Origin of the sequence: Cohnella sp., from assembly GCF_041640265.1 — a bacterium.
GTDB lineage: Bacteria > Bacillota > Bacilli > Paenibacillales > Paenibacillaceae > Cohnella.
In genome coordinates, this window is the sequence record NZ_JBEQAP010000008.1 from 119,600 (window position 1) to 144,005 (window position 24,406).

Here is a 24,406-nt window from a genome sequence, read left to right on the forward strand (position 1 = left end):
TCAGGTATTCTCCTTATGGATTCGATTCTCGAAAAAATATTTTTAAAAGTGGTGGAGTAACAAGAGTAGTCACAATGACCATAATCACCACTGATGTGAAATATTCTGGCAATAATAAACCCGCTTGTAACCCCGTTGCAGCAATAATCAATGCCACCTCTCCTCTGCTTACCATACCGGCTCCGATTACTAGAGATGATTTAGAATTAAATCCCGATACCCGTGCACCGATCCATCCACCAAATAACTTTGTGAGACATGCAATAATTGTTATGCTGGTTAAGAAACCCCACTGATCACCAATACCTTCAAAGGAAACATTAAGACCAATACTTACGAAGAATACAGGTACAAAAATGGAGTATGCGATGGGTTCAATTTTTTCTTCCACTGTGTGCTTATAATTGGTTTGTGATATGGCTATTCCTGCTGCAAAGGCGCCGATTATTCCTGCCATCTGAAGAAACTCAGCAAAATATGCAAATGCGAAACAAATGACTAGCGCAGCTGTTATCACGGCCTCAGTCACTCTCAATGGTGCCAACCATTTCATCACTCTTGGTACGGCGTACCAACCAGCTAGGAATATGGCTATGAAAAATAGAAGCTTTTTACCTACTAGCATGCCAATTGAGATGTCATTTCCAGTTCCGATTACACTCATCATAACAGCTAGCAGTATGACAACCAGTACATCGTCGATCACAGCTGCACCAAGAATGGTCGTCCCCTCACGAGAATTCAGTTTATTCATTTCTTTCAATACTTGAACGGATATACTCACTGAGGTTGCGCAGAAAATCACACCTAAAAACAAGGCATAAGTCTGACTGAGCCCAAATGCTGAAGCTATGCTATAACCCCCAATGAAGGGAAGTATAATTCCACCGATCGCTACTGCAAAAGCCGACTTCCAATTTTTCCTTAACTGCTCTAGATCAGTCTCTAACCCAGCGATGAACATAAGAAGAAGTACACCGACTTCCGAAAACTCATCGATAAAGCTGCCTTGCTCAACCCATCCAAGTACAGCGGGTCCTAATAATATTCCGACAACCAGTTTCCCTAGAACTGCTGGTTGTCCAATTCGAACAGATAAATCACCTGCTACCTTCGTAAAAAACAAAATCAGAATCAAATAAAGAATAAATTCCATGAACTAGCCTCCAGATGTTTTTATGATATTGTGCCCAGAAAATAAAAAGAAGGAGCCCTTGGTGCAGGCTCCTCCGTTACTTCGAATCCAATATAATATTATTTATTAATAATACATGGAGAGTACACCTCATGCAAGGATTCCGTTGCGTTTGCTACGTCAAGCCTTCTCATTACATAACTCTCATAGTTGAAGTTCCATTGGGTCATTACAAAGTATATATCCATTCCTTGCATAGAACTCTCTGCTCTCCTCGCTCGGCCAAACGATAATGAATTCAAACTTCCTCTCTACCGCCCATTCCTGAATTCTCATAAGCAGTTGGCTGCCAATTCCTCGAGATCGGTATGCTGGATCAGTATAGATATTGGTCATATAGGCAAAAGGGTAAGTAATGCGTCCTGGCCGCGGCACTTTATCGATCAATTGGATGTATATGTGTGACGCTATAACTCCATTCACTTCCGCCAACCAGATATGCCACCGTTCACCACTTATTGCTTGGTGGAGGAACGCTCTGCATTCAGTGGCGAAAAGATTGTAATCATCCTTCATTTCTGGTTGATGTTCCAATGTAAATTCCCATCGCATCAGGATCAGTGCATCTACATCCTCTTCCGAAGCCTGCCTAATAATCATGTTCCACGTCCCTATATTCGTTTTCTAAGATAGAGTAATGGTAGCACTTATCCGCTTCTTTAAGAATAATAAGATCCCTTTTAAGCATAAGGTTTCGGTTGGAATGGTTCGGTCTTTCGGCTATTTTCATAACAGTACCATTCGTTTATGAAACGATTAAGTGTGCAGGGGCTGTCTACTTGCTATAAGGCTTCCAGCGAAGCCTCTCCCACTTTCAAAAAATCAAATTGCTTGGAGTACACGACCTCTACTCCGCCCACACCCTTGATTTTGTTCAAAAAGTCACCAGGCTCTATCTTAACCCCAACGGCATCCACTACATCGGCGCTGAAAATCGTCCCCGCCGATCCTGTATCGAGTAATACATTCCTCAAATAAAGCTCTCCGAAAAACGATTTACAGTTAGTTTCATTGTAGCATATAAGCTTGAACGCAGTATCCATATTGCAACAAGTTACATTCCGGAGCCCATTATCTTGATGATCATGCTTGCCTTCCACGCGATCGAACCCCAATGTCCTCCTTCGGACTGGGTCGCCCCCTCGCCACCACCATATAACAAAAAAACACTGACCTGTGGAGGCGAGTTTACACTGGTGAAGGACCTAATAATAAAATAGCTTTCTTGGGTGCCATAATGAATTAAACTCAGGAAAGTCTTTTCCGAATTGCAGCCACTCCTAAAAGGAATAACGGCAACAAGAGCCCGAACGTTCCGGCGAAAAATAACCATGTTTCCAGAATAGTAGTAAAGTTATAGACGATATTGGGACTGCTTGCAAGAGAAAAGACAACCACCATCATTCCTAGAGGAAATACAAGCATACGATATTCCTTCAGATTCAAAATTTGAGCCAAACTTAACGTTGTCGCATAAAAGCTAAGGCTTAGTTTGAAAAAAATAGTAATAAACCACAAGCCGGCTATAATCGCCTCAATCCGCTGCAAAAAATCACCGATGTTAATTTTTTGGGCCAGAACATAACTTGGGTATAAATCTCTCGCTGTGAGATCCGGACCGATAACCAAGATCGAGAGAGCCGTGAGCAGGACGATAACCGTTCCTCCCATGCAAGTACCCGCAAAAAAAGCCTTGCCTACTTTCTTGGGCCGATTTACATAAGGAATGATAAACAAAAAAGTAACAAACTCCATAAAAGGATACGCTGCAAATAGAAGGGCACCATGCAGCACGGGTTTCATCCCCTCTTCAAGGACCGGCTGCATTTTTTGCACATCTATTTGAGGCGAAACAAAAACCACAAGCAAAAGAAACAGGAGGATAAACCATGGGAAAATAATTTCTGCAGCACGTGCTATCGTTTCAATGCCAAGACGGACTCCCATCATCACAACGATTAACATCAAAATATGGATAAACTGGATTGGCGTTTCAGGCATGATATACACGGTGAGGAAATCCCCTATATTGCGAAGAACAAGCGAAGCGAGAAGAAATGGAAAGGGGAGAAAGAGAAGCGAGACGGCTTTGCCCATCCATTTTCCAAGGATTTTTTCGCTGTATTGGGCCAAATTCATTTCGGGATATAAGCTGCCCAGCTTTGTATAAAGCAACCCGAACAAAAGTCCCGCACCCACCCCTAGAATACCCGCCAGCCAAGCATCCTGTTTCGCAGGGGTAGCAAGCATGGCTGGAGCCAATAAGAGGGAGCTTCCCGCCGTAAACATAAACACCAGCATTGCAAATTGACGCGCTGCGATCTTCCCGTTTTCCAGCAACTTGTCCACTCCGTTCTACTTAAAGAAACCGAATAGTAAATCAGTAAACGGCTTATAAATAAAAGCTAACGCATCCATTGGGTTGGGAATCTCCACTTGCAACCCTTCCGCAATGCTTAGCCCCGTTCCGAACAGGAGCAGGATCGAAAATGTCCAGAGCTCCTTTTTCAACCCTTGTTTCAAAAGGTAAGGAACATCGATGAAGGCGATCGCAACAGCTACCGCAAGGATTCCAAAGATGACCCACATACGGATTACTCCTTTAGCTCTTTCAGGAAGGATTGGGCAACGGTTCCTGTACGTCGAATCCTTACATCAACCTTTACATTCACCGGAAGATCCACAAATTCCTGATCCCAATTTTTTTCTATACGTTTCCAAAATTTAGGATTTGCACGATGGACGGCGTCCCCAAATCCAAAAATATCCACTTTATATTTTTTCTGCGCTTTCTTTATTGCTTTTTCAGTAATTTCTTTTACCTTTTGTTCCGCTCTTGCTTCCATTTCGTAGATCGTGTCTGTTTTAGTTAAATCAAGGCTCTTGCATTCTATTTCCCCCACATTGGCTTCTATACGGATTTCGACATCAGCTTCCGGGTTTCCGTTCTTTACCTTCCCTTTCATCACCGCTTTGCTTCGAATGACCTCCAAAACAGCTTTTCCCCCTTTCGGACAGCGGATAACACCCACTGTGGTTTTCACGTTGTCCATGATATAGTTGTACCCTTTGCTTTCAGTTTCACTTAGCCAACCTACGAGTTTATCTTTTTTAAAAACTCCAAGTCCTGTATATTCCAACCGAGTAGGAGTATCAATCTCTTCTATATTTTCCTTGCTTTCACCTATTTCCTGATTCCCTTTCACTTTTAGGCCGGTTAAGACAGGATGTTTCCCTGTACTCACGAGGTCGGAAATGAGATCATGTAATGTGACGCCTGAAGTGGGTGCCCAAGCGCCCTCCGACGTTTTAAGGGAATCGAACAGTTTATTGGCAGGTATTCTTTCCAAAGGCGTTAAAATCTTTAGTACATTTTCGGCACTTGTCCCCTTCGCCACAACAATAAAAAAATCAGCCCGATGTTCATGATCCCGCGATAGGAAATCCAAAAATTTATTTATTCCGTCTTTTGCTAATTCCTCACCGATTACAACCATTCGAATATGAGCAGAATATATTTTTCTGGGGCTCATCGTTGTCATTTTCCTTCGAGCCTCAAACGGAGTATCTGCTGTGGCTTGATAGGTCATGACCGGTGTACGACCTGTACCGCCTTCCTTGGCCGCCACTTCTCCGGGATCAACCACTTGAGAAGTGATGCGATATTTATCCCCCGATTTATCGAACCCCATCGCCACTTCGATAGCGAGCTCATTCAATTCCCTGCGGTTCCAACAACCGGTGTTCACGGTCAGGGCGAGAATGAGAATTCCCAGCATGATAAATTTTCGTTTCATCATTCCCGCTCGCTCCTTTCCGATCCCCTATAGTCGTTTTCTCGGTTCCGGTTTTGGTGGAGAATTTTGCTCTCGAATCACGTTTTTCTGACTGATTAAGCGCGGTCGTGAAAACAATGCCCACTGTGGCAACCGAAACAGCATATCCTTTTGATCCGCAAGAATGAAAGGCGCAAAAGGACTCATATAGGGAATCCCAAAGGAACGCAAGCTGCACAAGTGAAGCACGAGTGCAATTAAACCCAAGGTAATGCCATATAAACCAAAGGAAGCGGCAAGCCCCATTAACCCAAACCGTAAAATTCTTACGGAAATTGCCATATTATAAGATGGAAATACAAAACTCGCGATTGCGGTAATGGATACCACAATAACCATCGCCGCAGATATAATGCCAGCCTCTACAGCAGCTTGTCCAATGACTAACGCCCCTACTATGGATACCGCTTGGCCTACGGCTCTCGGCAGTCTCACTCCAGCTTCCCGCAGAATTTCAAAGGTCACTTCCATCACGAGAGCTTCAATAAAAGCAGGAAAGGGTACCCCTTCCCGTTGGGCTGCCAAACTGATCAGCAGTGCGGTCGGGATCATTTCTTGATGAAAAGTGGTAATGGCAATGTAGAGAGAAGGTGCCAACAAGGCGATAAAAAAGCTTAAATATCGAAGCAAACGAATAAGTGTTCCGATATCCGCACGTTGATAATAGTCTTCGGCTGCCTGATTGAATTGGCCGAACAAAGCAGGGACTAAGAGAACAAAAGGAGTTCCATCGATTAAAATTGCGACACGCCCTTCTAGTAATCCGGCTGCAATTACATCAGGACGTTCAGAATTGAACACCGTAGGAAAAGGAGTGTAGGTTGCGTCCTGAATCAATTCCTCGATATAGGCGCTTTCCAATATCCCGTCGATATCAATTCGATCCAGACGAGAGCGTAATTCTTCGACCACCTTGTCATTTACAATCCCTTTGATAAACATAATCGCGACATCCGTTTTGGTGACTCTTCCTATCTTCCGGCTCTCTAACCACAGGTTAGGGTCTTTGATTTTTCGGCGAATCAATGCGGTATTGGTAATTAAGGTTTCCGAGAAACCTTCCTTTGGTCCGCGTATAACCGACTGGGAGGTAGGCTCCGTCACCCCGCGATTTTCCCATCCGACCAATCCGATGGCAAAACCTTGCGAATATCCATCCAGTAATAAAATGGTTTTCCCTGATAAAAGGGTGGTAAACAGCGTCTCAAAATCTGTTACATCTTTAATATCTCCTACCGTAAGAGCAAAATCCTTGATGAGCTGTAAAGCATTCTGACCGGAAGAAACCTTTTGCTCAAACTCCGTTCCCCGAGTATCCAACATGAGAGATTCGATGATAAAATTATGAACAGAACTGGTATTTACCAATCCTTTGGTGTAGATAATCCCTGCTTTAAGTTCCCCTTGTTTTCCAATCGGAATTTCTCTTATGACGATATCTCCGCTGTCTCCAAGAGCTGCTTTTACCTGCTGAATATTTTCTTCCAGGCTTGTTTTCAGAGCTTCCATCGTTAACCCTCGTGTTCCACTCGTATTATTAAATCAAGTATCGTCTTGTCAAGACCTTTTCAAACTATAGAACTCCGTTGCCGCTACTGTCGCTATTAAAAAATTGTTCGGGATGAACCTGCATGTGTGTAGATCAAAAAAAAGCCAGGCCATAGTGACAAATGGCTTGGCTCTGTCTTTTTCCGAGATAAAGGCGATGAGTTGAAAAATGGGTGCTATCGTTCACACTGAGGACATCTTGCCAGAATATGATTGTGTAGAAACCAAAGTGTGACGTTAGCATAGAAGAGGGATGTGGTTTAATGGAACAACGTTTAACAAAATATTCAAATCTTATGCGACAAAGTTCTAGCCAAGCACATCATTTTATTGAAAAACTGGGCTACAAGAAGAACGAACGTCTACATTTTATTTTAGTCAATGACTCTAAAACACACTCATTATAGCTATAATACTTCTTTTATTAATAAACAAGCGATGACGCTGCAAAAACCTCTAAATCTTATGGAAAGGCTAATTCCTCAAATAAATCTCATTTCCAAGAAGAACAAACTTATACATTTGCTCAGTCAAAATGCAAGAGGGTATGCTGTTTTTATGGAAATTAATTACCGAGAAACAAAGGATAGTGACTTTAAAGAAATCAGAGCACAGTTTATCGATGTAGATCTAAACAAAATTTCAGAAAAATTAAATACAAGAGATCAGGTCAAGCAGAAAATTAAATCAATAAAATCAAACCCTTCAGAGCAGATTCTATTGACTACAATCAAAAGAAATAAACAAGGCCAGTACCGCCTTTTAGCTCATCGAACCGAACAGAGAATCGCACAATTGAAGAAAGTGTTTCTTAAAAAACATTGGAACCGTATTAGAAATGCAATGATAATCGAAACTAAAAACGGATATCACATCTATTGGGTCATTCAAGGTGGCTCCATAAGCAAATTCGTACCTATTCAAAAAGCATTAGCCCAAAAATTCGGCTCCGATCCAAAGATAACAAATCTATCAAGAGTTATGCGTATACCAGGATTCTACCATATGAAAAATCCTGACAGACCCTTTTTAGTTCGGGTCCGCCAATTGGGAAGGAAAAAACCGTTTACGCAAGAGGAACTAATAAATAAACTTGCTTTAAATCCTCGACTTATACACTGAGTTCAATTTGCTAAATGCTTAGTTATCATACAAATGGTCATAGCTCCCCAAATAAAGCCGACTACTTCGTGTCGATTTCTTGTGTCGCATTCTTTATTCGGCTCAGGGGTATCCCATTCATGATTAAAGTTGCTGAAGCAGAGGATTCGCGGATGACGTTCTTAGCGGTAGAATGAGATGCCGTGCTCGGTCTGTGCTCCGCAGACCTGTGCGCGGAACGAACCCCATGTCCTCCTTCGGACCGGATCGACCCCTCGCCACCACCATATAACAAAAAAACACTGACCTCATGCGGTCAGTGTTCTTATGGTGGAGGCGAGGGGAGTCGAACCTGTGTCCGAAGATAACGCCACATGTGCTTCTACGGGTGTAGTGACAGATCTGATGTCACCCTAGAGACTCCCTGTTATCGGATTCCCTTCGGTTCAGCCTGATTATCTTCTTCCGCTAGCCCCAGGCGGAGACTAGACAGCGTATCCCACTAGAGTTGGCCCCTATCCCGCCACATGGGCGATGGAGGGTAGAAGCTTAACAGTCAGTTTCTTAGGCTGCTGCTAAAGTTGGTTGTTGTTTGCCGTTTAATAGGCTTTCCGCGTTAGTGAAGCAGACGCAGCCCTACTACCAACACTTCTATGCTCCTTCATATCGGGCATCTTCTATTTTGAAGATATAATCTTCTGTACACTCTTCATAGTATTCTATTCCCAAACTTTTCATTATCAATAATTGAATATCAAACCAAGTACACTTATCGTAGCATGTAGTTAGTTTATTATCCAATCTTCCAAGCAAGATTTTCTTGCATGAACTCTCAGCTTTAATAAATATCTCATCATCTAGCTTATTTCTATCGGAGATCCATACGATCTTTGTAAATTTAGCTCCAGGACTAATATTGTAATTAAGTTCAATTAAATAACCCCTAATAAACTTTTCTAAGATTAAATCATAATCTTCCCCACCATCAAATGTATATATACTTACTTCGCCTAACGAAGAATTAAACCCCAGCCCTTCAAGTTGACTGACTTTTCTCACATCAACACTATTATTTATTGGCACGTCTTGCTTATATATTAACTGAACGGGAATTTGATAGTTCTTTCTCTCAATATCTGCCTGAATCAATAAAAGTGATATGAATTGGGCTATATTAAATTTCACATCTTTATACTTCGGATATATTTGAAATACCTCTCTTATAGCTAGGTTAAGAAATTCAAAATCAATAATTATAGCAGTATCGGCTTCGAATTTCCCTTCGTATCCAGATTTGATTTTTTGTATTTCATCATATTTTTCTTGTATCTTTATCTCGACATAATTCCAATCTTTTTCGCAATATTTAATAACTCCATTAATAAAGTTACATATATAGGTTTGTAACTCTCTTAATAATAAATCTATTTCATATCGGTTTGTTATGATCTGTTCCAATGTTTTTCCTGTATGAATTATGGAAGTTCGCAAACCAATATTTACACCGTTCTCAGTTAAACTCGTCAAATACTTAAATCTCTCGCATATATCATGATAACTACTTTTACTTTCGGCTGAATAAGGTACAATTTTTGATTTTACTTTTTGCATCTTCTCGTATTCAAAAGGATTAGATAAATATTCTATTAAACTCATCGCCTGCATAAACTTATTTGTAGCAGTGGGTAGATATAATATGTCAGAGTACAATCTGAATGCATGCTTTATGATATTTCCTACTTCCCCTTGATTAGACCTTAGAGGCGTAAAGTATTTATCTAATTCGGTTTTTAAATGACTAACCTCGATGTATAAGCCTTCGCCTAATGATTTATTAAAAACATAGTATTTATCACATATATAATCCGATATACGCAAATTGGGATAGTATATCAAAAGACCACTTGTTATATCGTTAATATATCCAGCCCTTTGGGGTAAATTTGATGCTTTATCGAAATTAGAACTAATAAATCTAAATGTATTCATAACGTCTTCCGCAATTCCTAAAACTTTATTAATTAACTTTTCTTTCTCACTCGGCAGGAGAGTTCCAAGCATATTAAGTCTTTGATATGTGATAGGAAAGGTGATAATTGTGGCATCATAAAACTCTTTCTTTATCTCCTCAAAATTAAAGTTAAAGCTCATTCCTCTAATTTCTTCAACATTAAGCGTTCCCGAAGGATAGATGTTTATTTTGTTTACACTATATTTCTCAGATACAACAAAACTTTTAATAGGCACTATAGCAATAGCATCACTTTCATTTTGATAGTCATTGGCTATTGAATAAGTTTGCATGCATCCATTCCCCCCCCTAAGCCTTAATAGAATTTGCTTTTGTAACGTCAGTTTTGACACTACTTTATGTTACTTCATCCGAGAACCATTGCATTTTTCACCGACAACAACCACATCTCATTAACCGTTGTTGTCTTGCCCACTCCTCCTTAAAGTTCCCAAAGAAAATCCCCTTACTCATAAGTTATCTCTATCCCAAGTTTAATAGTTTATTACTCAGCGTGTCCTACATGTTGTGTGATGCAGTTTCTTGTCGAAACCTACTTGTAACAAAACTACTATCTCTAATGTTCATTAAAATCAAAAAGATCCTTCGTATCTTCAAATATTTGCAACAATGCTATAATTTCTTTAATTTCATCGAGAGATAACAAACTTCTACAGTCTCTTAAAAGGACGACTAATGAACGCAGGATCATATCAACTTCCCCATTGTGGCGGAAGCCTTTAGATAGAGTATTTTGATGTTCCGAAATTTTCAAACAAGCATTATCCTTTGTCAAACCTTTTAGTATTAGTTTCATAGAGATGTAACCAAAAACGTCATCACTTAGTTTCGATCTGAATATAGCTAGTTTTAAAGCCTCATATGCATTTTTCACGTCTACTGCTAAAGTTATAGTATCATGAACATTATAGAAGCTTTGAATTCCAAGTACCCAATCATGAAGGTCTTTTACATTAGCTATATTACTAGATTTTGCTGGACGGTATTTTCGCATTGACTTTATATAATATGGAAATAATTCATCAACTATATTACACAGTTCTTCTACTTCATCAAGATTTAAATAAAAGCGGTTATGTGGGAATTGGACAATATATCTATTAATTTTTTCATCAAAACCAACTAAAAACCTTCTTTTGCAATCTCTTGCAGGTGTATTTAATCCATAAAAAAAGGTGTGAATAAGATTTTCACCATGGAGAGTGAACATACAGCCTGATATTTCTTTCATTACAAATGAAACTAGGCAAGAACCTAAATCATATTGATTAGGCAAAAATGCAGTCAAGCTAACATTTTTAATACTATGTTTATGACTAGTATCATCGGAGATGAATATAGGTTCATAGTACTCACCTGTTTGTATACCTTGATTCTTCTCAGAAATATGTATGTCTTCTTTCAATCCGGGCTTCTTATTTATGATATAATCCGGAATGTTACCTAGCTCGGGTTCTTCATGCTCGGCTGTTTCAAAAATTGCGTAGAGTAACTGTTTATACCCTGCTTCGTAGCAATTTACATTCGATAAATCAATATAGATCAGTGATGCCATGAAAGAAGGCACGAATTCCTCGCCATTTTCACCACGTTCAGAAATCACAGGAATAAACTTTTCCTGATGAACTCTAGTATAAATATTCTTTGAAATAACTTGCGTTTCAACACCTACTCCACCTATTCGTTGATCGGCTTTTTCCTTGTATCCTTTATCACAAACAACCAGTACCTTATGTATATCATTAGAGCCAATCATTTGTTCCATAAACGCAAATCTGTCGTGCCCAGGTTTTAACCGCCACTTATCAATAAATGCATCGACACCATCTTTTCGGAGTCGCCCCGCCAAATTAATTACCCACTCTTCATGTTTCGCGGAAGTCCAACTATATGATATAAACACAGTTGGAGTAATGTTGGTTTTTTTCATAATATGCCTCAACTCCCATTGCAAGATCCGTTTGAATTGTTACTTCTTTATTAATAATGATTACTTCTGACGGAGAACTCCTATATTTCGATATAATCTAAGTGCCACTTGCCATTCATATATTCAAGATATGAGAAAATAATACTCAACGATTAAACGCATTAAATATCATCATAATTATTGCTTTCATACCTTCCCAGTCATGCTTTTCCTTTAATTCTGGGTTTTCATTTAAGTCGTCTAAAAAATGAATGTATTTCTTATGCAATTTTTCTTTATTTAATATTTCACCTTGATACTTTTTTAATCCTTGGCTATACCCCTTCCATTGAACAGGTATTAATTTTGTTGGATAATCAAGATCATTGTTTACTAACATGTCACATCCTAAATACATTTCAACACTACAAGCTAACCCATTAATATTTGTAAATCCTATACCATGTGGTCCGATTGTGGGATATTCATTACAATGCTCTAAATATGGATATCTCAACACTCTAATGTTTGATGGTACGTTAATTTTATTTAATGCCGAAATCGCCTCATCTGCCGCCGTATCATTATCGAACAAAGCTATTATTCTATTTCTAATTCCCGATCCAATAAATGCCTTAATATAAGCAACTAAAGACGAGGCACTCCCTGATGCATTTGATTGATAAAAATCCATAAATGAATAAAAGCCAACTATATCAGGGTATAAATATTCCATTGTACGTTTTATTATGGTGATATCAGATGAACCTTCAGATAAAATAATAATTTTCTCATTAGCAATATAATCATCTGCTAAATTTTGTAATGATAATTCACAGATTTTATCTTCTTCTGAGTAGTAACCGGCATCAATCAATTCAGAGAAATCAATATAGAATTGCTCATCATCGTTAAATAGTTCTAGAACACCTCGAATCACATATCTAATATCGTAACATTTGAAACCGAATAAAGAATTCCCGTCCTCGTGTTCATTTAATATATGATACAATATTGGATCGTCATTAGGTTTCATTGATTCTTTTAATTCAAAATAATATTGTTGCGCATTAACAATTGATTTTAGTGCCTTAAGCCAGTTATCGAAAGAATAATTCTCGTATAATATTTCATTCCAAACATCGTCAACAGAGTAACTAATATAAAAATGACTATCATTCTTTGAAGTGAATTCATCAATTGTGTTCGCTAAATTAAACCCCATAATATCTAATCTTAGTTTAATTGAGCCTACTCTGTTGATGTATTTAAAAGACTCTCTATTTTCTCCATCTCCATCCGTCCAACTTAACTGCTTCCTATCTGACTCTCTGAATAAGGTCATAAGAGTCGGACTAATATAGCTTTTACATGAATAAGCCTCAAATGAAGAAATGAATAATGAAGCGTAGCTTCCCATTGTTATACCTCCAAAACCCATGACAATATTGATAAAATACCACTTTCAAATTTTTAATCTACCTTTTCAAACCTACCTGTATTTACTATCCTGTAAAATGATCGTGGCCCACAATAAACACCTTGAAAAAAGCGACCTCACAGGTCGCAGTTCTTTCACAAATTTCTCATTTACTGGTAATACTATACTATTGTAACTAAACCCAATCGATGATGCAGTGTACTTCGAATAATGCTTACGTTATCAATAACTTTCCCTGACATTATTTTGTTAACTTGAACTATTTGATTTTTAAATATGTTCTTCCGTTCAGCACATCCATGATGGCTGTTTTGTAAATCTGCTTCTATTGACTTCAAAGATTCAACTAATTGAGTAACTTGCAAAATACCGTAGTGTTGGTCATCAGTGAAAGCCTTCTCCAGTTTTTTTATAAGTGGGCCCAATGTATCCCTAGCCAACGATGGTGAAGAAGCCCATATTAGTATATCTTTAAGCTCATCCTCACACCATTCTCTAGCCGCTGCGACATAGTCTCGTCCAGATTCAATGTCGGTGTTGTCATCCATCCATCTTTTCCACTTCACATCTACCTGTCCCATCCATTCCGATAATCTTACTGACTCCCTTTGTGAAGAAATTCCATAGCAACTAATAAAGTTAGCTGATATTGGATGGCTTGATGATAGATTTTGTAATTCTCTCGGCCAGCGTAAGTCGTGAGACGCAACTATTATTTGTTTTTGAATATTAGCATCAAAAACTATCTGAGCAAAATTTCTTTGGTGCTCTTGGTCTAAGGAGGTTAATGGTTCATCGATTATCATGAAATTCAACCAGTCGCCGCTAGAATTTTCTGAGCCTACTTTGGCTAATGAAAATACATAAGACCAGAGTAATGCCCTTATCCTTGAAGCGTTAAGAATTCCCCCTGCTTCAACCAACATATCTCTAAATCCTACCCAAAACGATAATGAAAAGTTCCGACCACTACCTGTGGGGATTATTTTTTGTAAGACTAAATCTTCTCCCCCATATAGTCTTTTATAAGTTCCATACAACTCAGTCTCTACTCTCACTAAGTCTTCAAATAGTAGTTCATTTGATATAGTAGTGAGCACTAATAAATCTGTACAGGCGTTCTTGACCTTTTTAGATACTTTGAGCTTTGTTTCAACTTCGTTTTTTTGTTGAAACAAACCTAAAACTTTTTGAAGTTGGTTTACACAAGTTTGAATCGGCTTAGCAGAACTCGCAACGTTATTTGCCATTCTGAGCTTACCCAGTATAGTTGTTTCTACAGTATTTTTATAACCCAACGCAATCTCCAGGTCATCTGTTAACTTCATTAAATTCTGTGAAGCCCAAGAGATTAATAAAACCTTTTTATTGTACTCGTCAAATTTCTTCTCGAATGCCTCAAATTGTTCTATGACAGATATCTCATCAATCAATACAAGCTTAAGGCAAGAATAATTAATTTGAGAATCGAGGAAGGGTTCCTCAAAGTCTAATAAATCATTGATGGCCTTGTATCCTATATTTCTGATAGATTCTAAATCCCCTCTTAAAAATCGCCCAATATTATACTCAAAGCTGTTATTGATAATTGTTTTAATTTTGTTAGGCTTTATGCGTTTAAAAGAATCTGGAAGAGAATTCTCTAATTGAACACTTAATGAACTCAAGATCTCACCAACACTTTTCAAGGCCATTCCATCTGTTTTATTTAAAGTAGCTATTTCCTGTCTTAGCGAATGGTCATGCTCAAGTTCTTGTTCACACAGAGGACATGAATCAACATTAGAATCTTTTATGAGCTGTGCAGCCAAGATTTTTAGTCGAAGTTTCTCAGTTTGTTTTAATTTCACATACCAATCTAAAGATAACTCTAGGTTCTGTTTAATAATATCTTGTGTATTACTCCAAACAGTTTCTGCCTCTCCATCCCATTCATCAATGGCCTTAAATAATGATTCGATTTCTCCCCAACTTGAGGGATTTGTCGATTTTAAGTTTTCATGGGCAACCAGGATGGCTTTACCTAAATCAATCAATTGTTGATCTGGTAGTTCCTCAGGGAGACTAAACAAACCAGACAATTGATTAAGACGTGTAACTTCTTCAGTCTTTAACCAATCAATTCTACTACTAGCTCTAACAACAGCATCGTTTTCTGAAACAGCAACTTGCTCATAAGCTTCTTTCATATCTGCGGGTAGATTCTCATTAAATACCCTTGATTCACTACCTACCTGCTCTTGTAAACTTTCAAACTCCTGCTGTAATTTGTTGATATGTGCAGTTAAAGACTTACCAATTCCATTAGTACCTGTAAAAATACCATATTTATTTAAAGCATCTAGTCCGCTTATTTGAAAAAAGATCTTTCCAATCTGAGTGTCATTATTCAATTGAATATGATTAACCCTACCAGGCATTAAAAGAGCAAGTTCTATGCTTAAATGATCCAATGATTCCAGACCAATTACTGACTCTTTATTTATACTGTATTCTCTCTTTACCAGAACAGGGGTATCTTCTTCTCCATCAACAAGTTCTAATTCCACCCAACAGTGTGGTTTCGCAACACTAATTGACTCCAGTTCAGGAATTGAAACTTGAATTGGCCAGCTATTTTTTATAGTCTTTGGAGCACTTGAATCATCCTTTAACGTTTTTAAATCTACTTTTGGCGGGATACTTGGCATTGTTCTATCCCACAACAAATGGCCAGTTAAGCACCAAACAATAGCATTCAGTACAGAGGATTTACCAGCTCCATTTACTCCGGTCAATAGATACGGTTGCGGATTAAAATCATATGTAAATGCAACACTATTATAATTTTGTAGACCTCTGAAATTATATGCGGATAGTTTCTTAAGCCTTAATTTTCTATGGGGGCGTTCTGATGTTTCTTCTGACTGTTTTAGAGGATCTACTACTTCTTCAATTTCAATTATTTTTTGCGAAGCTTTTATCAACTCTGATACCTTGTCTTGTCCAATTGGGGGTTCAATTATTTTATCAGAAAGTCTTCTAATATGTTGTAGAAGCTTCCGTGAAAATGCATCCTTTAAATCATATTCCTTACCATTAATATTAACTGACTTTCCATAAACTAAATCATCCAGTATTTTTCGTTCTCGTACTGATTCATTCAAAGCAATCCCCCCCTTACCGTGTTCAGCTATCTGTTCACTCTCTTTAACCCATTTATAAATTGCTCACTTCTGGCATTGCTTAATAATATGTCTCTTAGAGAATTCCAGTAACTTAAATCCACTGATTTCGAAATTGACTCGCAAATCAAAAAAGCCAAATCTTCTTCAAATTCAAACCACTTTTCGCTCAATAACACCTGCATTCTAGATGAATTCAAGTCTAGATCTCTACTACCGCAAACATCAATTACTAGCATGACTGGTAAAGGCCACTTAATTTGCACTTGATTTTTTTGTGTTCTCCATGATTGTGGGAAAAGTGTTGTTGGAATTTCAATTCCGTGCAAAGAAAACCTCGATTTAGATTCAACTATGGTACTGTAAGTGGACGATTGTTTAATTTCATTTTCTGTATTCACGCTAATTGAAGTCGAATGCATTTTAATCTCATTGTCTGACATGGAATATGATTTATTTAGATCATATTTCTCACCATCTATCTCTACACTTTTCGAGGTTAGCTTTATTCGATCTACTGGATTACCTCGACTTTCAAGAATATAAGCTACTACAGACCCTACAATTCCAGAATTGTCTTCTATAGAGAATTGGATCTTCTTTATATTCTCATGATATTTTAGTTCTTGGCCTTCTAAGGAATCCGCCGTTATTGTTTTAAAGCTGTTTTCATCTCGATATTTAATATGGCTATCACTTCTAATTGTTATTTTAAGCGGTGGATTAGGAATTACAGTTTCTACTGATCTTATAAACTGATCTTCATCCATTCGTTCCCAAGGGTTTTTATTTTTCCTTAAGATTAGCTTTGTTGACGTTCCTGGAGTTGACCTTTCTCCGCGTTTAATCCAAAATATACTCTCCTGTCCTTCAACCATCAGATGAATTGGATCACTTGATTCATGGGGGCCTTTAGCCCTCCTTGTATCTACAATCAGGGTATCAGCAACCATAAAACAAGATAATATCCCAATTCCAAATCTTGAGGTTGGAGTAAAATCTGCTTTCGACTCTGATTTCATATCATAAAAATCTGAAGATTTATAAAATGATGAGCCGACTTTTGAATAGTATGAATCAATAATATATTGATCCATACCTATTCCATTATCAATAACTTCAAGAATATCTTCATTATTTTCAGTGCTATATTTTACAGTGATTTCAGGAACATATAGATTTCCCCATTGCTTTTCTAAAGCTTGTCTAAGTAAACAAGCATCAATAGAGTTCTGAATTAACTCTCGCAATGCGACCTCCGGATCACCATATAGTTTTGTCCCCATTAAAAGATCAATCACTTGATTCTTACTAAGATTAAAGTGGGTATCTCTATACAAATATAGTGGTTTCCCAAATAAGTCTTTTTTGGTTGTAATTTTCGTTCTATCAACATTAAAAGGAATTTGTATTTGTAAGTCTCTACGAACTCCTCTATGAAATTCATTAATAGATGTAATTACATTGTTGCATGAACTAAGTTCAGAATCGATTACGTTGCAAAATGCATGAATAGAAGCCTCAATAGCAGGATGCGTACACTTTGCATGAAACTGAATAATCTCATTACTTATGAACCAGGATTCAATTGAACGATGTTTGTTCCATTCTTGCAAAGAAACAGGGTTTTTTACTGCTAAGTGTGAGAAGAGAACTTCTGGAGTACGTTTCGCATCAAAATCAAGTACATCCGCCAGTCTTAATATAACTGCAATTAAAGGTAAACAAGCATATATACCTTGGCCGCATAAAAATCGTTTATCCATATGCAGCAAGGATAATGCATTGTCATTATGGCTAAAACACACCTCAGCCAGTTCACTTGCCAAATCAGTATCTCTATATTTGATTTTATCCGCCCAATCTTGAGATATTATTTCTCTTGACCGAAACGAATGAGTTTCTCTGATATAATCTGAAATTAAATAACTTTTCAACAAATCCGCTTTGTTATGTTCACCTTGTTTAGCTAATTCATCGATTATCGCTATTCTATCTGGTCGAGCCGATATGTATCTTTTGAAATTAGAATATTCGTTCTCCTCATATTTGTCCTCAAACTTTGGCGAAGTATCCCATACCATTTTCCACGCAGTTACTGTTTTCTCATCTGGAGCCATACCAATGTCATGTAAAAAGGCACTCAAAATTAACATTAATAATTCAGGTACAGACAATTCATCAATGTTAACAGGCGACAGCAGATTCTCCATTAATTTCAATACTCTAAATAAATGATCCCCATCATGTAGTGTAAATTCACCCATATGACGGAGAATCGTTTTTGTTCTTTGATATGAATAATAAGAAACATCGTCTACAAGAGCTAATACATGCTCTCCTGATGCTTCATTTTTACATTTAGATATTAACGATTGATACAAGTCACTATTTAATAATCTTGATTTGGTTTCTTCACGCCAATCATCATTCATGGCATTTCCCCCTACGGTGCTAATATCAATATACATTAACGTAATTACACGCACTTCTTATTTACCGCTTACTACTATCCATCATTTGATGGATCAATTTAAGTAACAGATCGTCTCTTAGTACAAAGATAGGGACCTAAATGGTCCCTGTCTAAATATTTCCACATTATTCGACAATTTCCTGCATATTCATTTATTAATCAACTACAATCGTTTTATCATACAGCATATCATCTCGATTCTTAAACTGGACTGTCATATACAACTTTTTTATTTCGCGTTGAATTCGACACGAACTTCCCCAGTGTCCTCCTACGGAATGGGGCGACTCCCCGTTCAGCTCCCCAAACGAAACACGACTATTTCATGTCGGTTTCTTGTGTCGTATTCTTTATTCGGCTCAGGGGTATCCCATTCATGATTGAAGTTGCTTACGAAGCCTACTCGCGGATGACGGTCTTATCGGTAGAATGAGATGCCGTGCTCGTCCGCTACGCTCCCTGCGCGCGGAACGAACCCCAATGTCCTCCATCGGATTCAAGGTTAACGACAACCCCTCACTCCACACAAAAAAGCCGACCTCATGCGGTCGGCTTTCGTGATGGTGGAGGCGAGGGGAGTCGAACCCCTGTCCGAAGACAACGCCACATGTGCTTCTACGGGTGTAGTGACAGATTTGATGTCACCCTAGAGACTCCCTGTCACCGGATTCCCTTCGGGTCAGCCTGATTGTCTTCTTCAGCTCACCTCAGGCGGAGATGAGACGGCGTATCCCACTATAGGTTAGCCCCTATCCTAGTCACATGGGCGATGCTAGGTAGAAGCACGTGAGCAGTTTCTTAGGCTGCTACAGCGTAGTTTGGTTGTGTTTTGCCGTTTAATTGGCTTTCCGCGTTAGTGAAGCAGACGCAGCCCTACTACCCGCTACCCACGCTCGTTCTATCCCCGTCGAATCCATAAACGCCCCCGAATAGCTGGTCGCCACCGCCTAAGCAGTTGGACATTCCAGGAAGGTCATCCCGAAGGACGACACTAGCACAAGCTTGAATGCTTAACTTACAAATCTATTATAACACGTACGGCTTACATTGACCTAAAATGTTGCTGGCAACACTGGAACATCATCCCCGTGCTACCTTACCTATCTCTATTAATGGCTAACCTTCTGCTTCTCGCGAAGAATACGCTGAATGTCACGCTGGGAATCGCGCTTAGCATCGGATTCACGCTTATCGTACTGCTTCTTCCCTTTACCAAAGCCGATTAGGCACTTCGCATAACCGTTCTTGATATAGACGCGAAGAGGAACTAGAGTATAGCCTTCCCGCTTGGTCAAGCCTAGCAGCTTATGAATCTGAACTTTATGAAGCAAAAGCTTGCGAGCACGCGTAGGATCGTCCGGATTGTTCCGGTTTCCTTGCTCGAACGGGCTAATGTGCATATTATGCAGGAACATCTCGCCGTTGCGAATGGTGGCGAACGAATCGCTCAGATTCGCACGGCCGGTGCGCAGGGACTTGATCTCGGTACCTGTCAGAACCATGCCGGCTTCGTAGGTATCCTCGATGAAGTAATCATGGGATGCCTTCTTATTCTGTGCTAGCGGCTTGTCGTATTGCGAATTCTTACCCATTTTCCTTCTCCCTCCTTACCTTTCACTTCCATGATGGCGCGGCTTGCGCCGGAAATACATTATAGCATGCGCGGCACCGCGCCATCAACAAAGCAAAACCTAGCTTTATCCTTATTTACCCTGCGATTCCGTGATGCACTTGTCGATCAGCGCCATCCGGATATAGAGGCCGTTAACGGCTTGGCGGAAGTACGCGGCGCGTGGATCCGAATCGACTTCCTCCGTTATCTCTCCTGCACGGGGCAGCGGATGCAGTACGATCGTGTCGGACCGCATCCGGTCCAACAGCTCGGAGTCCACGATATACCGCCCTGAAGCCTTCTCATACTCCTCCGCAGACGGGAACCTCTCCTTCTGAATGCGTGTCTGGTACAGCACGTCCACCGAGCCCGCAACGGAATTCAGGTCGTCTGTCTCTTCGCAGTGGATACCGTTCTCATCCATATAACGTTTCACATCAATCGGAATCTTCACATTGTCCGGGGAAATATAATAAATCATAACATCCTGGTAATTGGCCAAAATATAGCTAAGAGAGTGAACCGTCCGTCCATACGCAAGATCGCCCACCATCGCAATCTTCAGGCCGTCGATCCGTCCGAATTCCTTCTTTATCGTATATGCGTCCAATAAAGCCTGAGTCGGATGCTCTCCCGCTCCGTCCCCTGCGTTAATGACTGGTATATCTGCTACCTTCGCCGCACGTTTAGCCGCACCGATATCCGTATGCCGCATGACAATAACGTCACTATAGCCGCTAATAATCCGAATCGTGTCCTCAAGTGTCTCTCCTTTAATAGCAGAAGAGAACTGCGCGGCATTCTCCGTCCCAATAACGCTGCCACCCAGCCGGTGCATAGCCGATTCGAACGATAATCGGGTTCTCGTGCTCGCTTCGAAGAACAGCGAAGTCATAATTCGTCCCTCATGCCGCCTGTCTCCGCCGCGAGCGACAATACCTTCCATTGCCCGCGCTGCTTCAAACAAATCCTCTAAATCTGCCTTGCCGAACTGCTTGGCCCCCAACACATGATACAGCTGTTTCATCCCAGGTTTGCCTCCCGACTTTTCCATACACACTAAGCTCTATCCTATAAGATACGGCGAAATTTGTAAAATGGAATCTGTATCCGCGAACCAAGAATAACGGCTTCTTCGTTTTCACGGCGTTTATCTTTCACAACATTAAAAGAGCCGCTGGGCAGCTTCCCCAGCAGACTCTTTTATCGCTATTCTTTGGGCTTCTTCCGTCTGCTCGGCTTGTCACCGCTAGACTTAGGAACCGACGCTTCCGCTTTGGTGAACGGCTTCGGCGGCCGACTTGCGCTGCGACCGTTGCCGCCGCTTCCGCCTTTGCGCGCATTCTGCGACTTACCGCCGCCATCCATACCATCGTCTGCATCCTTAGGATAATTGCCTGAGCGGGGAAGTCCCCACATATCAAGCTTACCGCGCCTAGCCGGAGCAGCTCCGGCTCTTTCTCCGCCACTTGCTGAACCGTTAGACTCTACGCCGGCTCTGCCACTGCTTCCAGCACCATTACCTTTACGTTTCGGTGAACGTTCACCTGTTTGAACTTCCTCAGGGGCAGCTACTCGAACAAATTTATCCTCGTTACCCTGATTTTCCGGAGCACCGCGGTTGACCATATTATTCTTACTCACTCCGCCTTTTCCACCTGCAGCGCCTGACTTCGCGCCCCGAACGCCCTGACTAGCCTTACCGTCGCCACGTCCGCCGCGATCACCTTGGCTCGACTTGCCGCCGCCGGATCCGCCGCGACCTCCGCGTTCTCCCGAAGCTCCAACGCCTGCGAATCTTCCACCGGCAGCGCGTTTCTTCCGCTTGCGATCGAACCCGCCCGGTCCTCGTGCATCGACAAAGCTAACCCGGCTCCCGCTGCGCGACTTCATATCGACCATCTCAAAATCGATCGTATGGTCACTCATGTTAACGCGAGCCACGCGGATCTTCGCCTCGTCGCCAATTCGGTAGATCTTCGACGTACGCTCGCCGATCAACGCCATATGCAGCTCATGGAAGTGGTAATAATCGTCCGTCAGATCACTTAGACGGATTAACCCTTCCACCGTATTTTCCAGCTCAATGAACATCCCGAAGCTTGTCACGCCGTTAATCATACCGGTGAACTCTTCGCCGATCTTATCCAGCATGAACTCGGCTTTCTTCAGCTTCTCGGTATCCCGCTCGGCATCAACGGCTAGACGCTCTCGCTCCGACGACTGCAACGCGATATCCGGCATACGGGAGGCCAATGAGTCAACGCGATTCGGCGGCAGAACGCCTCCGTTCTCCAGCACCTCGCGCATCACGCGATGAATAGCCAGATCGGGATAACGGCGGATCGGCGAAGTGAAGTGCGAATAATATTCCGCAGCCAGACCGAAATGTCCCAGCGGTTCCGCGTCATACTTCGCCTGCTTCATAGACCGCAGCATCATAGTGCTAAGAACGGTCTCTTCCTTCGTGCCATGGATTTCTTCTAACAAGGTTTGCAGCGCGCGCGGATGAACGGTATTCCCTTTTCCCCGAACCGCGTAGCCGAAGTTGCCGGCGAATTGCATGAATGTCATCAGCTTCTCAGCAGACGGCTCCTCATGAATCCGGTAGATAAACGGAACCTTCAACCAGTGAAAATGCTCCGCCACCGTCTCGTTCGCCACCAGCATGAACTCTTCGATAATCTGCTCCGCGATCGAACGCTCCCGCTTAATGATATCTACAGCCTTGCCCTGCTCGTCCACGATAACCTTCGATTCCTGGAATTCGAAGTCGATAGCACCGCGGCGCATACGCAGATCACGCAAAGCCATAGCGACCTCGCGCATCAGCTTGAAATTATCCACTAAATCCGCATAACGCTCCGTCACTTCTGGATCTTCTTCATTCAAGATCTTGCGGACGTTTGTATACGTCATTCTCTCTTTCGTCCGAATGACGCTTGTGAATACATCGTGGCGTACCTGCTTCATCGTTCCCGGCTCGAATTCCATCTCGCAGGACATCGTGAGGCGATCCACTTGGGGATTCAGCGAGCAAATCCCGTTAGACAAGCGATGCGGAAGCATCGGAATGACCCGATCTACTAGGTATACGCTGCACCCGCGATTGTAGGCTTCTTCATCCAGCTTGGATTTCTCGCGCACGTAATAGCTTACATCAGCAATATGTACGCCCAATAAGAAGTTTCCGTTCGGCAGACGCTCTACGTTAACCGCGTCATCCAGATCCTTGGCATCCTCGCCATCGATCGTCACGATAACCTTATCCCGCAAATCTCGGCGCCCTTGGCGTACGATCTCGTCGTCCGATATGGAATCCGGAGCCGCCTCCGCTTCCGCCATAACGTCCGCCGAGAAGCTCTCCGGCAAGCCATGCTTGCGGATAATGCTAAGAATATCGACGCCCGGATCATCCTTATGTCCAAGAATCTCGATAATTTCGCCTTCTGCCGCGGTACGTCCTTCCGGGTAAGTAATGATTTTAGCAACGACCTTCTGGCCTGTCACCGCACCCATGAAACCTTCCCCACGCACGAAAATATCCTTGTTAATTCGCTTGTCGTCCGGCACGATAAAGCCATAGCTCTCGTGGTTGTGGAACACGCCGACAACCTGAGTTACCGCACGTTTGACGATACGTACAATTTCGCCTTCCATCTTACCTTGCTCGTTCTTAGAAGTAGCGCGAGCGAGTACGATATCTCCATTCATCGTACCCTTCATGTCATTCGCATGAATATAGAGATCTTGGTGTTCCTTATCATCAGGAATTAAGAATGCGAAGCCCTTCGGATGAGCCTGGATACGACCGCGCAGCAAATTCATCCGTTCCGGAACGCCATAGCGATTCGTACGGGTTAGCAAAATTTTGCCGTCTTGCTCCATCTCCGTTAACAGACGCAGGAATTCCTTGAATCCAACTGCATCCTCAATGCCAAAATGCTTCTCTAACTCCTGGTATGTCAATGGTTTATAAGCGGTTTCCCGCATGAAATCGAGCAGCTCCTGCTCTGTGCACATCGGCATCCCTATTCACCTCGTCCTACGTATAGTATACACAATTTGCGTCATCGGCAATCGGACGATTCG

At 41.1% G+C, this 24,406-nt stretch carries 16 protein-coding genes and 2 other RNA genes; 1 reads left to right on the forward strand and 17 read right to left on the reverse strand.

Annotation, left to right across the window (positions count from 1 at the left end; translation table 11 throughout):
* Nucleotides 1-13: 13 nt before the first annotated feature.
* From ACESLK_RS08775 to ACESLK_RS08805, 7 genes are all read right to left on the reverse strand, one after another.
* Nucleotides 14-1,156, reverse strand: a complete 1,143-nt coding sequence (locus ACESLK_RS08775; protein WP_373228906.1) for a cation:proton antiporter — start codon at nt 1,154-1,156, stop codon at nt 14-16.
* A 183-nt stretch (nt 1,157-1,339) separates the two neighbouring features.
* Entirely contained in the window at nt 1,340-1,795 is a 456-nt protein-coding gene (locus tag ACESLK_RS08780; protein WP_373228908.1) for a GNAT family N-acetyltransferase, read from the reverse strand.
* A gap of 182 nt (nt 1,796-1,977) precedes the next feature.
* Entirely contained in the window at nt 1,978-2,169 is a 192-nt protein-coding gene (locus ACESLK_RS08785) for an aspartyl protease family protein (protein WP_373228909.1), read from the reverse strand.
* A gap of 274 nt (nt 2,170-2,443) precedes the next feature.
* Nucleotides 2,444-3,544, reverse strand: a complete 1,101-nt coding sequence (locus ACESLK_RS08790) for a GerAB/ArcD/ProY family transporter (protein ID WP_373228911.1) — start codon at nt 3,542-3,544, stop codon at nt 2,444-2,446.
* Nucleotides 3,545-3,550: 6 nt separating this feature from the next.
* Nucleotides 3,551-3,784, reverse strand: coding sequence for a hypothetical protein (locus ACESLK_RS08795; protein ID WP_373228912.1), 234 nt, complete (start codon nt 3,782-3,784; stop codon nt 3,551-3,553).
* A gap of 5 nt (nt 3,785-3,789) precedes the next feature.
* Nucleotides 3,790-4,995, reverse strand: coding sequence for a Ger(x)C family spore germination protein (locus ACESLK_RS08800; RefSeq protein WP_373228914.1), 1,206 nt, complete (start codon nt 4,993-4,995; stop codon nt 3,790-3,792).
* Between the two features lie 24 nt (nt 4,996-5,019).
* Nucleotides 5,020-6,540: a spore germination protein gene (locus ACESLK_RS08805; protein ID WP_373228916.1), complete on the reverse strand. Its 1,521-nt coding sequence runs from the start codon at nt 6,538-6,540 to the stop codon at nt 5,020-5,022.
* Nucleotides 6,541-7,017: 477 nt separating this feature from the next.
* Here ACESLK_RS08805 and ACESLK_RS08810 point away from each other — a divergent pair, with 477 nt between their 5' ends.
* A complete protein-coding gene (locus ACESLK_RS08810) occupies nt 7,018-7,701 on the forward strand; it encodes a DNA-primase RepB domain-containing protein (protein ID WP_373228918.1) in 684 nt (227 codons plus the stop codon).
* A 307-nt stretch (nt 7,702-8,008) separates the two neighbouring features.
* On the opposite strand, the gene ssrA (ACESLK_RS30105) is transcribed toward ACESLK_RS08810, so the two are convergent.
* The 10 genes from ssrA (ACESLK_RS30105) to rnr all read right to left on the reverse strand — a co-directional run bounded on the left by ssrA (ACESLK_RS30105) (nt 8,009) and on the right by rnr (nt 24,337).
* Nucleotides 8,009-8,349: a transfer-messenger RNA gene (ssrA, locus tag ACESLK_RS30105) on the reverse strand.
* A complete protein-coding gene (locus tag ACESLK_RS08815; protein WP_373228920.1) occupies nt 8,332-9,984 on the reverse strand; it encodes a hypothetical protein in 1,653 nt (550 codons plus the stop codon). The genes ssrA (ACESLK_RS30105) and ACESLK_RS08815 overlap by 18 nt, the downstream gene beginning before the upstream one ends.
* A gap of 284 nt (nt 9,985-10,268) precedes the next feature.
* Nucleotides 10,269-11,642 carry a toll/interleukin-1 receptor domain-containing protein gene (locus tag ACESLK_RS08820; RefSeq protein WP_373228922.1) on the reverse strand — a complete coding sequence of 458 codons (1,374 nt, stop codon included), beginning with the start codon at nt 11,640-11,642 and terminating at the stop codon, nt 10,269-10,271.
* Nucleotides 11,643-11,787: 145 nt separating this feature from the next.
* Nucleotides 11,788-13,041 (reverse strand): HEPN/Toprim-associated domain-containing protein, encoded by a 1,254-nt coding sequence (locus tag ACESLK_RS08825; RefSeq protein WP_373228924.1) that lies wholly within the window; start codon nt 13,039-13,041, stop codon nt 11,788-11,790.
* A 182-nt stretch (nt 13,042-13,223) separates the two neighbouring features.
* Complete coding sequence (locus ACESLK_RS08830; protein ID WP_373228926.1) at nt 13,224-16,208, reverse strand: AAA family ATPase; 2,985 nt, start codon at nt 16,206-16,208, stop codon at nt 13,224-13,226.
* A 26-nt stretch (nt 16,209-16,234) separates the two neighbouring features.
* On the reverse strand, nt 16,235-18,661 hold the full coding sequence (locus tag ACESLK_RS08835; RefSeq protein WP_373228928.1) for an HD domain-containing protein: 2,427 nt from the start codon (nt 18,659-18,661) through the stop codon (nt 16,235-16,237).
* Nucleotides 18,662-19,263: 602 nt separating this feature from the next.
* Nucleotides 19,264-19,629: a transfer-messenger RNA gene (gene ssrA, locus ACESLK_RS08840) on the reverse strand.
* A gap of 182 nt (nt 19,630-19,811) precedes the next feature.
* A complete protein-coding gene (gene smpB / locus ACESLK_RS08845; RefSeq protein ID WP_373228930.1) occupies nt 19,812-20,294 on the reverse strand; it encodes an SsrA-binding protein SmpB in 483 nt (160 codons plus the stop codon).
* A gap of 111 nt (nt 20,295-20,405) precedes the next feature.
* Entirely contained in the window at nt 20,406-21,341 is a 936-nt protein-coding gene (gene pyrB / locus ACESLK_RS08850; RefSeq protein WP_373228932.1) for an aspartate carbamoyltransferase, read from the reverse strand.
* 182 nt (nt 21,342-21,523) lie between these two features.
* Nucleotides 21,524-24,337, reverse strand: coding sequence for a ribonuclease R (gene rnr, locus ACESLK_RS08855; protein ID WP_373229010.1), 2,814 nt, complete (start codon nt 24,335-24,337; stop codon nt 21,524-21,526).
* Nucleotides 24,338-24,406 lie beyond the last annotated feature (69 nt).